This is a genomic window from Streptomyces sp. NPDC039424 (assembly GCF_055639495.1).
Map to the genome: position 1 here is coordinate 344,366 of NZ_JBVKAI010000001.1, position 11,484 is coordinate 355,849.

Annotated in this window: 8 protein-coding genes; 6 read left to right on the top strand and 2 right to left on the bottom strand. The window is 70.6% G+C overall.

Going from position 1 to position 11,484, the window contains the following annotated elements; translation table 11 throughout:
* Positions 1 to 32: 32 nt before the first annotated feature.
* Both ACZ7L0_RS01660 and ACZ7L0_RS01665 read right to left on the bottom strand, forming a co-directional pair.
* The gene (locus tag ACZ7L0_RS01660; RefSeq protein ID WP_471240370.1) at positions 33 to 1,370 is read right to left on the bottom strand and encodes a 6-phospho-beta-glucosidase; all 1,338 of its coding nucleotides are present in this window, start codon (positions 1,368 to 1,370) and stop codon (positions 33 to 35) included.
* Positions 1,367 to 2,131: a DeoR/GlpR family DNA-binding transcription regulator gene (locus ACZ7L0_RS01665; RefSeq protein ID WP_471240371.1), complete on the bottom strand. Its 765-nt coding sequence runs from the start codon at positions 2,129 to 2,131 to the stop codon at positions 1,367 to 1,369. Before ACZ7L0_RS01665 ends, ACZ7L0_RS01660 begins: the two co-directional genes overlap by 4 nt.
* A gap of 129 nt (positions 2,132 to 2,260) precedes the next feature.
* Here ACZ7L0_RS01665 and ACZ7L0_RS01670 point away from each other — a divergent pair, with 129 nt between their 5' ends.
* The 6 genes from ACZ7L0_RS01670 to ACZ7L0_RS01695 are packed head-to-tail and all read left to right on the top strand — an operon-like array spanning position 2,261 to position 11,472.
* Positions 2,261 to 3,316 carry a carbohydrate kinase family protein gene (locus ACZ7L0_RS01670; RefSeq protein WP_471240372.1) on the top strand — a complete coding sequence of 352 codons (1,056 nt, stop codon included), beginning with the start codon at positions 2,261 to 2,263 and terminating at the stop codon, positions 3,314 to 3,316.
* A gap of 53 nt (positions 3,317 to 3,369) precedes the next feature.
* Positions 3,370 to 4,656: an ABC transporter substrate-binding protein gene (locus tag ACZ7L0_RS01675; RefSeq protein WP_471240373.1), complete on the top strand. Its 1,287-nt coding sequence runs from the start codon at positions 3,370 to 3,372 to the stop codon at positions 4,654 to 4,656.
* Positions 4,656 to 5,618 (top strand): carbohydrate ABC transporter permease, encoded by a 963-nt coding sequence (locus ACZ7L0_RS01680; RefSeq protein ID WP_471240374.1) that lies wholly within the window; start codon positions 4,656 to 4,658, stop codon positions 5,616 to 5,618. The genes ACZ7L0_RS01675 and ACZ7L0_RS01680 overlap by 1 nt, the downstream gene beginning before the upstream one ends.
* A gap of 14 nt (positions 5,619 to 5,632) precedes the next feature.
* Positions 5,633 to 6,496 (top strand): carbohydrate ABC transporter permease, encoded by an 864-nt coding sequence (locus tag ACZ7L0_RS01685; RefSeq protein WP_471240375.1) that lies wholly within the window; start codon positions 5,633 to 5,635, stop codon positions 6,494 to 6,496.
* Complete coding sequence (locus ACZ7L0_RS01690) at positions 6,496 to 9,594, top strand: glycoside hydrolase family 2 TIM barrel-domain containing protein (protein WP_471240376.1); 3,099 nt, start codon at positions 6,496 to 6,498, stop codon at positions 9,592 to 9,594. Before ACZ7L0_RS01685 ends, ACZ7L0_RS01690 begins: the two co-directional genes overlap by 1 nt.
* A gap of 33 nt (positions 9,595 to 9,627) precedes the next feature.
* A complete protein-coding gene (locus tag ACZ7L0_RS01695; RefSeq protein ID WP_471240377.1) occupies positions 9,628 to 11,472 on the top strand; it encodes a LamG-like jellyroll fold domain-containing protein in 1,845 nt (614 codons plus the stop codon).
* Positions 11,473 to 11,484 lie beyond the last annotated feature (12 nt).

Sequence of the window (11,484 nt, forward strand, 5' to 3'; positions counted from 1 at the left end):
AGAGCGGAGGGAAAGCGCTTTCCGGCGAGGCTTTACCTAAGGTACGCCAGACCGGGGTGGACCTCGGTGTAGCCCTCGACGAGCCTGCGGGCCACGTTCACGGAGTCCACCAGCGGGTGCAGCGCGAAGGCCTTCACGGCCGTCGTCCGGGAACCGGACTCGGCGGCGGCGAGCACCTCGCGCTCGACGGCCTTGACCGCGCAGACCAGCCCCGTCGCGTGACCGGGCAGCGGGTCGACGGCCACCGGATGCGCGCCGTTGGCGTCCACCAGGCACGGGACCTCGATGACGGCCTCCGAGTCGAGCACCGACAGGGTGGTGTGGTTGCGGACGTTGAGGATCAGGGTGGTGCGCTCGTCACGGGCGATGGCCCGCATCAGGGCCAGGGCCACCTTCTCGTAGCCGCCGGAGAGGTCGTCGGCGTCGCGTTCGCCGGCGCCCGCCGTCTCCCGGTTCTCGGCCATGTACGTGGCCTCCCGCTCGGCGCGCGTGCGGTCCCAGGCCTTCAGGGCCGAGGCCCGCGGGTTCCTCATCTCCTGGTAGAAAGCGGCCTGCTGCTCGTACAGGAAGGCGCCGCGGGTCTTCTCGGCCCCCTGGTAGGCCCGTACGGCCTCGCGGTTGAAGTAGTAGTAGTGCAGGTACTCGTTCGGGATCGCGCCGAGGGACCGCAGCCAGTCGACGCCGAAGAGCTTGCCCTCCTCGAAGGAGCCGAGCAGGTCCGGGTCGGCGAGCAGGCGCGGGAGTTCGTCGCGGCCGGCGACGCGCAGCCCGCGGACCCAGCCGAGGTGGTTGAGGCCGACGTAGTCGATCCACGCCTCCTTCGGGTCGGCGCCGAGCACCCGGGCGATCCGGCGGCCGAGGCCGACCGGGGAGTCGCAGATGCCGATGACGCGGTCGCCGAGGTGGCGGGACATGGCCTCGGTGACGAGGCCGGCGGGGTTGGTGAAGTTGATGACCCAGGCGTCGGGGGCCAGACGGGCGACCCGTCGCGCGATGTCCATGGCGACGGGAACCGTCCGCAGACCGTATGCGACACCCCCCGCGCCGACCGTCTCCTGACCGAGGACGCCTTCCGCGAGGGCCACCCGCTCGTCGTTGGCGCGGCCTTCCAGGCCGCCGACCCGGATCGCGGAGAAGATGAAGTCGGCGCCCCGCAGGGCTTCGTCCAGGTCGGTGGTGGCGGTCACCCGGGGCGCGTCGGGCACACCGGCCGCCTGCTCATCCAGTACACGGGCGACTGCATACAGTCGACTGTCGTCCAGATCGTGCAGGACGACTTCCGTGACCCGCCCCTCGGCGCGGTCCGTCAGGAGCGCCCCGTACACGAGCGGCACCCGGAACCCGCCGCCGCCCAGAATCGTCAGCTTCACGCTTGCACCTTTCCTGCCACGACCACCTCGACGCCCGCCTCCTCCAGCGAGGTACGGGTCGCCGGGTCGACCGGCGCGTTGGTCACCACCACGTCCAGGTCCTCGGGACCGCAGACCTTCGCCATCCCGGTACCCGGGAACTTGGCGGAGTCGGCGAGCAGGACGACCTTGTCACCGGCCTTGATCATGGCCCGCTTCACCGGCACCTCGACGACCGTCGTGTCCATCACCTGCCCGCCGGGGCGCATCCCGCTGGTGCCGAGGAAGAGCCAGTCGGCGTGCAGCTGGCGCAGATTGTCCTCGGTGAGGAAGCCGACCAGGGAGCGGTAGTCACGGCGGACCATGCCGCCGAGCAGCACCAGCTCAATGCCCTCGTCGTCGGCGAGTTCCTCGTAGACCACCAGGTTGCTGGTGATCACGGTGAGCCGGCGGCCGTGCAGCTGGCGGGCGAGGCGGTAGGCGGTGGTGCCGATGTCCAGCAGCACCGACTGACCGTCCCTGACCATCGCCGCCGCGCGCGCCGCTATCGCGTCCTTCTCCGGCACGCGCATTTCCGCGACCTCGGCGAACGGCTGGTCGCCCTCCTCGACGACCGCGCCGCCGTGGACGCGGGTGAGCAGCCCGTCCTCCTCGAGTTTGACCAGGTCACGCCTGACCGTGGCCGGGCTCACGCCCAGCTGCTCGGAGAGATCGGTCACGGCCGCGGGGCCGCCGGAGCGCAGGGCCCGCAGGATGAGTTGGTGTCGTCGTTCTGCCAGCACGCCACGAACACTACTCGTCATCTTCAATCATTTCTATGCTCACTTCTGCTCGAGTATTGACCAGAGTCGCGGGAGCGGCGCACGATTCCGGGCATCGAATTTGAAGAGTTCTGACGAGAGGACGCATCCGTGGACGACGACCGGCCCGATGTGCTGCTGACCGGGCTGCTCTTCTACGACCTCGTCCTCACCGGGCTGGGCAAACCGCCGACACCCGGCGAGGAGATCTGGACGACGGGGATGGGCTGCGGCCCCGGCGGCATAGCCAACCTGGCGGTGGCCGCCTCCCGGTTCGGCCTGAACACCTCGCTGGCCACGGTCTTCGGCGACGACTTCTACGGCGTCCACTGCCACGAGGTCCTGGCCGGCCGGGAAGGCGTGAACCTCACACTCTCCCGTACCGCCGACGGCTGGCCCACCCCCGTCACGGTCTCCCTCGCCCTCCCCCACCCCGGGCCCCGTGCGAGCGGCGGGCCCCCCGTCCACGACCGGGCCCTCGTCACCCACGGCCAGGAGCCTCCGTACTCGCAGGACGACCTGATGGGCGACCCGCCCGGGGCACGCACGGCCCTCGTGCACATCGAGGCCGAACCGCGCGCCTGGCTCGCCAAGGCCGCCGCGAACGGCACGCAGATCTACGCCGACGTCGGCTGGGACCCCACCCAGCGATGGTCCTCCGACCTCCTCGACCAGCTCTCCCTGTGCCACGCCTTCCTCCCCAACGAGACCGAGGCGACGGCATACACCCGTACCGACAGCGCGGTGGCGGCCCTCGGCACGCTCGCCGAGCTGGTGCCGGTCGCCGTGGTCACGCGCGGCGGGGACGGCGCGGTCGCCGTCGACCAGACGACCGGCGAGTACGCCGAGGTGCCCGCACTCGACCTCGAGGTCCTGGACGCCACCGGCGCCGGCGACGTCTTCGGCGCGAGCTTCGTCGCGGCCTCGCTCGGCGGCTGGCCGCTCCAGGAACGGCTGCGGTTCGCCGTGCTCGCCGCCGGGCTGTCCGTCCAGCACCACGGCGGGGCGCTCGCGGCCCCCGGCTGGTACGGCGTCGACCGCTGGTGGCACTCGCTGACCGACCCCGACCTCAGACGGGCGTACGGCTTCCTCACGGACCGGCTGCCGAAGGACCCCGGTCCTCCGGTCGGATACGCCCCCGTCACCCCTCCCGCACGACAGCACTGATCCCACCCGTACGTGTGCGAAACAACGAAGAGATCCGAAAGGCGGTGGGAGCGGTGCGGCTCTCACGAAGGGGCCTGCTCCGCGCGGGGCTGGCCGGTACGGCCGCCACGGCGCTCGGCGGCCTGGCGTCCGGCTGCGCCGTCCCGACCGGTTCGACCGGCCGGAACATGGTCCTGTGGTACTGGACCGGCGGCCTGAGCGACACGGTCGTCAAGAGGGCCGAGGCCCGCTACGACAGCTCGGTCAACCTGCGGGCCATCCAGATCGGGGGCTACTACCGCTCCAAGCTGATCACCACCATGGCCGGCCGGGCCCATATCCCCGACATCGCCGGCCTCAAGGGCGAGGACATGGCGTCCTACCTGCCCAACGCCGGCCAGTTCGTCGACCTGCGGACCCTGGGCGCGGACAAGTACAAGAGCCAGTACCTGTCATGGAAGTGGGACCAGGGCATCGCCGACGACGGCCGCATGATCGGCTTCCCGATCGACTGCGGGCCGGTCGCGCACCTCTACCAGTACGAGGTCTTCCGCAGGGCGGGACTGCCGTACGAACCCGCCGACGTCTCCAAGGAGCTGAACACCTGGGAGAAGTTCTTCGCGGCGGGCCAGCAGCTGAGGAAGCGGATCCCCGGGACCTGTCTGCTCACCGACGTCAACGCCGTCTTCGAGAACGCGGTGCAGCAGGGCGGCAAGCGGTACGTCGACAAGGACCGCCACTTCATCGGCGACCAGGAGCACGTGCGCCACGCCTGGGCGCTGGCCGTGGAGGCCAAGCGGCGCAAGATCGTCTCGGACCTCGTCACCGGCACCCCCGACCAGCTGTCGGCGGTGGAGGACGGCAAGCTCCCCAGCCAGCTGGGCGCCTCGTGGGCCACCGGTGACCTCAAGACCGGTGTGCCGAAGACCAAGGGCAGATGGCGGGTGGCCGACATGCCCGTGCGGCCCGCGAACAACGGCGGCTCGTTCCTGTCGATCACCAAGGCGTGCCGGGAGCCCGAGCAGGCCTTCGAGATCATCACCTGGGTCCTCGACGCGGCGAACCAGGCGCAGGGCTTCGTCGACGCCGGGCTCTTCCCCTCCACCCCCGCCTCCTACGACCTGAAGCAGGTACGCGAACCCGATCCCTTCTTCGGCGGCCAGGTCACGATGGACGTCTTCGGCCCCGCCGCGCAGAAGATCGCGGTCGCCTACAACAGCCCGTACGACGTGGCGCTCGGGCAGCCCATCAAGGACGAGATCAAGAACGTCGGCGTCCTCGGCAAGGACCCGAAGAAGGCCTGGAGTGACGCCATGAGCAAGTGCCGGCGCATAGCGGACCACCTGGGGGTGAGCCACTGATGGCCACCGCCCCCGCTCTGGAGAAGCCCCCGGCGGCCGTCGTGGACGCGACCGTCGTGCGGTCCCGGCAGGGCCTGCGCAAGTACTGGCACCTGTACGCCGCGATCTCCCCCTTCTATCTGCTGTTCCTCGGCTTCGGCCTGATCCCCGTCGGCTTCTCGCTCTATCTGTCCTTCCACCGCTGGGACGGCCTCGGCTCGATGGAGTGGGCGGGCTTTTCCCAGTACGCGTACCTGCTGAGCGACTCCGACTTCTGGAGCTCCATCGGGAACACGATCATCATCTGGGCGCTGGCCACCTTCCCCATGATCTTCCTGGCGATGGTGACGGCCGTGATGCTCAACTCGGCGGTCCGCTTCAAGAACGTCTACCGCTTCGCCTACTTCCTGCCGAACGTCACCTCGGTCGTGGCCGTCGCCATCATCTTCGGCTCGGTCTTCTCCACCAACTTCGGCCTGGCCAACGCCCTGTTGCAGGCGGTGGGCCTGGACCAGGTGGCCTGGCTGAACACGCCGTGGGGCATCAAGATCGCCATCGCCACGCTGATGACCTGGCAGTGGACCGGCTACAACGCGATCATCTTCCTCGCCGGACTGCAGACCGTCCCCAGCGAACTGTACGAGGCGGCGCGCATGGACGGCGCCGGGCCCGTGCAGACGTTCTTCCGGATCACGCTACCGATGCTGCGGCCGGTGCTGCTGTTCGTGCTCGTCGTCTCGACGGTCACCGGTCTGCAGAGCTTCTCCGAACCGCAGGTGCTGCTGCAGAACACCTCCAACGACTCGACGTTCTCCGGCGGCCCGGACCACGCGGGCCGGACCATGGTCCTCTACTTCTTCCAGCAGACCTTCGACAACAACGACTTCGGCTACGGCGCCGCCGTGGCCTGGGGCATCTTCCTCGTCGTCATCATCTTCTCGATCATCAACTGGCGCCTGGTGCAGCGCCGGGGCGAAGACTAGGGAGGCCGCTCACCATGGCATCCATCCACAGCACACGGCGGCCGAAGCCCACCAGGGGCACACGCGGCCGGGGTATCGCGCTCCACGCCGTCCTGGTCGTCGGGCTGCTGCTGTCGGCCTTCCCGTTCTACTGGGCCGTGATCATGTCGACGCACACCTCGTCGGAGATCTTCTCGTACCCGCCGAAGCTGCTGCCCGGCTCGCACTTCCTGCAGAACGCCCGCCACCTCTTCGACAACATCGACTTCTTCGGCTCGATGTTCAACTCGTTGCTCGTGGCGGGCTCGGTGACCTTCCTGGTCCTGTTCTTCGACTCGCTGGCGGCCTTCGTCTTCGCCAAGTTCGAGTTCCCCGGCCGCAGGGTGCTGTTCGCCCTGCTGATGGTCATCTTCATGGTGCCCGCGCAACTGGCGGCCATCCCTCAGTTCGTGATCATGGCGAAGCTCGGCTGGATCGGCTCCATGACGTCACTGATCGTCCCGGCGGCGGCCAACGCATTCGGCATCTTCTGGATGCGCCAGTACATGCGGGGCGCCATCCACGACGAACTGCTGGACGCCTCCCGCATCGACGGCGCGCACTTCCTGCGCCAGTACTGGCACGTGGCCCTCCCGGTCGTCCGCCCGGGCCTGGCCTTCCTCGGCATCTTCACCTTCATGGGCCAGTGGAACGACTACGCCTGGCCCCTGATCGCCCTCACCAACCCGGACAACGTCACCCTCCAGGTCGCGCTGTCCCAGCTGAACGGCACCCACGGCACCACCGACTACGGGATGGTCATGACCGGCGCGCTGCTCGCCCTCGTCCCCCTGCTGATCGTGTTCGCGATCGGCGCCCGGCAGATCATCGGCGACCTGGCCAAGGGGGCCATCCGCTGATGGACCCGCTCCTGGACCCGCTGCTGGCGCTGCGCCCCTGGGAGGCGCCCGAGGTGACCTCCTGGGGACGGCTGCCGATGAACGCCGTCGACCGGCGCTCCGGAGCCCTCTCCCTGGACGGCGACTGGCGCTTCCAGTTGCTGCCCGCTCCGGACGCGCCGGTCGGCGGTGCGTGGTCCTCGGCTCAGGTCCCTGGCGCCTGGACCATGCAGGACACGGGCGGCGGACTGCCGCATACGGTCGACGGACCGCCGAATACGGCCGGCGCGACGCCGCATACGATCGCCGGACCGCCGCATAGGATCGACGATCCGGCGCATACGAGGGGCGAATCGGCGCATACGATCGACGAACTCCGGCATGCGATCGTCGACCTGCCCCAGTACACGAACGTCCGTATGCCGTATGCGGAATTCCCCCCGCGGTCGCCCGCCGCCAACCCCACAGGCGTGTACGAGCGCGAGGTGGATGTGCCCGCCCAGTGGGCCGGACGCCGCATCGTGCTCCAGGTCGGGGCCGCCGAGAGCGTCCTGCTGGTGCACGTGGACGGGCGCCCCGTCGGCATCTCCAAGGACTCCCATCTGGCGGCCGAGTTCGACCTCACGGGTGTGGTGCGTCCCGGCGGGCGGTCGGTCCTGCGGCTGACGGTGGTGAAGTGGTCGGACGCCTCGCACATCGAGGACCAGGACCACTGGTGGCACGCCGGGATCACCCGTTCGGTCCTGCTGTACGCGACGGACCCGCTGCACCTGGCCGATGTGACCGTGCGGGCACGGCGGGACGGCGAGCTGCGCGTGGACTGCCAGGTGCGGGACGCGCGCGGCGGGGCGCTGCCCGAGGGGTGGTACGTCAGCGGTGAACTGGACGGCCGGCTCCTCGCGCAGGACGCCGAGTTCGACCGGGGCAACGCCGAGGACGACCGGGTCTCCTACTTCCTCGGTGAGGCGCGCCTGGTGGCCACCGTCCCCGAGGTGCGCACCTGGAACGCCGAGACGCCCGAGCTGTACGGTCTGACCGTCCGGCTGCACCGCGTGGACGGCACGGTCGCCGACACCTCCCGCCACCGTGTCGGCTTCCGTGACGTGGCGGTCGTCGGCCGGGACCTGCTGGTCAACGGCGAGCGGGTGTTCATCCGGGGCGTCAACCGGCACGACTTCCACCCGCTGACCGGCCGGACGGTGTCGTACGAGGACATGCGCGCGGACCTCACCCTGCTGAAGCGTTTCGGCTTCAACGCGATCCGCACCTCCCACTACCCGAACGACCCCTCCCTGTACGACCTCGCCGACGAACTGGGCTTCTACGTCGTCGACGAGGCGGACATCGAGTCCCACGACCACGCCCACGAGATCGCCGACGACCCGCGCTATCTGAACGCCTTCGTCGACCGCGTCTCGCGGATGGTGCTCAGGGACAAGAACCACCCGTCGGTGATCATCTGGTCGCTCGGCAACGAATCCGACTACGGCGCGAACCACGACGCGGCGGCGGGCTGGGTGCGGCGGCACGACCCGACCCGGCCCCTGCAGTACGAGGGCGCCGCCAAGCGCGGCTGGGCGGATCCGGACCTGGCCTCCGACATCGCCTGTCCCATGTACGCGCCGATCGAGGACTGCGTGGCGCACGCCCTGTCCGGCGAGCAGACCAAGCCGCTCATCCAGTGCGAGTACTCGCACGCCATGGGCAACAGCAACGGCACCCTCGCCGACCACTGGGCCGCCATCGAGTCCACCCCGGGTCTTCAGGGCGGCTTCATCTGGGAGTTCTGGGACCACGGAATCCTGCAGCGCGTGAGTGACGGAAGACCGGTCGGGCGCGGGGGCGCCGGGCTGTGTGCGAACGGTGTCACCGCGCCCGGCCACCGGTGGGCGTACGGCGGCGACTTCGGCGAGCGCGTCCACGACGGCGCGTTCGTCGCGGACGGGGTCGTCTTCCCGGACCGCACCCCCAAGCCCGCCCTGTACGAGCACCGGGAGATCGCAGCGCCGCTCCGGATCCGGTGCTTCCGGCACGAGGGGCTGGTCCTCGCCAACCACCAGCACTTCCGCGGCCTGGACTGGCTGGCCGCCGAGTGGGAGCTGTCCCTGGCCGACGGCCGCACCCTGACCGCGCCGGCCGCACTGCCCGACCTGCGGCCGGGCGAGACGGCGGCGGTGCCGCTCCCCTTCGAGCTGCCCGAGGACGGCGGCGAGGCATGGCTGACCCTGCGGGTGACGACGGCCCGGGACGAGGCGTGGGCGCCGCGCGGTACCGAGGTGTGCGCACCGCAGGTGCGGCTGCGGGCGGCCGGCCCGGTCCCGGTCGCGGACCGGCCCTCGGCAGCCGCCGCGCTCCGGCCCGTCGAGGTCGACACCGACGGCCTCCTCGTCCACCCGCTGCTGACCGCCGCCCCCACCCTGTCCCTGTGGCGGGCGCCCACCGACAACGACGAGCTCGGCGGCATCGCCCCGCGCTGGCGGGCGTGGGGGCTCGACGCCCTCGTCCGCAAGGTCGCCTCCGTGCACCGTGCGGGCGGCGGGGTGACCGTGCTCGCCGAGTACGCCGGCACGGTCGGCGTCGTCAGGCACCGGCAGGAGTTCACGCCCGTCGAGGGCGGTATCCGGGTGACGGAGTCGGCCGAGCTGCCGGAGGAGTTCGACGACGTGGCGCGGGTCGGGTCGGTCTTCGAGACGGTGGCGGGCCTGGATCTGCTGGAGTGGTTCGGGCAGGGTCCCTGGGAGTCGTACCCGGACCGCAGCACCGGGGCGCCCGTCGGCCACTACGCGCGGCCCGTCGACGAGTTGTTCACGCCGTATCTGCGGCCGCAGGAGAGCGGCGGCCGGCACGGCGTACGGCGCTTCACGCTGTCGGCACCCGACGCCACCGGTCTCGCGGTCGAGCTGGACGAGCCGCGCCAGGTGTCCGTCACCCGCTACCGCGCCGAGGACCTGACCGCCGCCGCCCACCACGACGAACTGGTGCCGCGCCCCGGGTGCGTGGTGCACATCGACGCGGCCCACCGGGGAGTGGGCACCGCGTCCTGCGGCCCCGACACCGCACCCTCCCACCTGGTCCCCGCGGGCGTCCATCACTGGAGCTGGACGCTGCGCGTTCTCTGAATTCCCCGGCTTCACCATCCTCACGGAGCGCACGTGTGTACTTCGCATGACCACCCCCAGGGCGAGGCCCCGCAGGCCGGTGCCGGAAGACGCGGTTTCCTCAGGGCCACCGCGCTGCTCGGGGCCGCCGCCGCGGCCGGGGCCGCGCTGCCGGCCGTCGCCGCCGAAGCGGCTGCGGGAAGCGGCTGGCGGCCCGACCCGAAGAGCCGGCGCTTCACCCTCGCCGTGATGCCCGACACCCAGTACCTCTTCGACGGGCCGAGCATCGACAAGGCGCCGGTGGAGGCGTCCCTGCGCTATCTGCTGGAACACGGCAAGGACGACAACCTCGTCTTCCTGTCCCACCTCGGCGACCTCACCCAGAACGGCGCCAAGGACGAATTCGCCGCGATCGGCGAGGCGTTCGGGATCCTGGACCGGCGGGGCGTCGGTTACAGCGTCCTGGCCGGCAACCACGACGTGAAGTCGTCGACGGACGACCAGCGCGGCCCGACGCCGTACCTGGACGCGTTCGGGCCGCGGCGCCTCGAGGGCAGGCCGACGTTCGGGGGCGCCTCGTCGGACGGGTACAACACCTACCACCTGTTCGAGGCCGCCGGGCGGGAGTGGATGGTGCTCGCCCTGGACTGGCGGCTGTCGGAGAAGGGCTACGCCTGGGCCGAGGACGTCCTCGCCCGGTACCCGAGGACACCGGTCGTCCTCACCACGCACGAACTGGTCGTCGAGGACGACTCGCTGTCCGCGTACGGGCAGCAGCTGTGGGACCGGCTGATCGCCGACCACGACCAGATCTTCCTCGCGCTGGGCGGCCACTACTGGCCCGCCGCCCGCGCGACCCGTAAGAACGCGGCGGGCAACGACGTACACCTCCACCTGACGAACTATCAGAACCGTTACTTCGGCGGCGCGGCGATGATCCGCCTCTACCGCTTCGACCTGGACCGGAACGTCATCGACGTGGAGACGGTCTCCCCCTGGATCCTGGGCCGGGCCGCGAAGGGGCTCAACGAGCTGGAGCGGCAGGAGATCGAGCTGAGCGGCGACGCGGACCGGTTCTCGGTCGGTATCGACTTCGCCGCGCGCTTCACCGGTTTCGACCCGGTGCCCGCGCGTGGGGCGCGGCCCGCGTCGAAGGTGGTCGTCCCCGACACGGTCGCCTACTGGCGCTTCGACGGGCACGACGACGGGGCGGCCGTGACCGGGACGGTCAGGGACCTGTCCGGGCGCGGCAACGACCTCACCCTGGTGACGGTGGGCGGCGGCGCGCTGACCTGGTCCTCGGACCACCACCCCGACCAGCCGGGCCACGGCAGCCTGGAGTTCCAGGGCTTCAAGTCGCCGCTGAAGGGCGCGTACCTGCGCACCGTCGACGGCGCCCCCCTCAACAGGGCGACGTTCAGGGACGGTTACACCATCGAGGCGTTCTACCGCCTCCCCGCCGACTGGGACCCGGACCACCACGCGTGGTCCGGACTCGTCAGCCGTGCGGGGACGGGCGGCGCCGCGGGCAAGAGCGCCGACGACCCGGACGAGCCGCTCGCCACCCTGTCGTTGTCCAACGACCGCGAGCCGCAGTGGGCGATGCGTCCGCTGAATCAGGAGGGCATCGCGACCAACTGGGGCCAGGAGACCCCGCTTAAGACCTGGTGGCATCTCGCGGTCGTCAGCGACGGCCGGCACACCACGTTGTACGTCGAGGGCTGCCCGGTCGTCCGCAACCCGAAGGCGGTGGCCACCGGCATCACCTCCGTGGGCCTTCCCTGGCTGCTCGGCGGCTACGAGTACGGCGGAAAGATCGACCAGATCCTGCACGGCCGCCTCGGCGACGTCCGCATCGTCGAACGGGCGCTGCCCGTCGCGTCGTTCATGAACCACTGACCCCCCGGTTTT

What these genes read in the sequence shown, in the direction of transcription:
- ACZ7L0_RS01680 (WP_471240374.1), top strand. Translation starts at nt 4,656, where the DNA reads ATGGCCACCGCCCCCGCTCTGGAGAAGCCCCCGGCGGCCGTCGTGGAC.
- ACZ7L0_RS01685 (WP_471240375.1), top strand. Translation starts at nt 5,633, where the DNA reads ATGGCATCCATCCACAGCACACGGCGGCCGAAGCCCACCAGGGGCACA.
- ACZ7L0_RS01690 (WP_471240376.1), top strand. Translation starts at nt 6,496, where the DNA reads ATGGACCCGCTCCTGGACCCGCTGCTGGCGCTGCGCCCCTGGGAGGCG.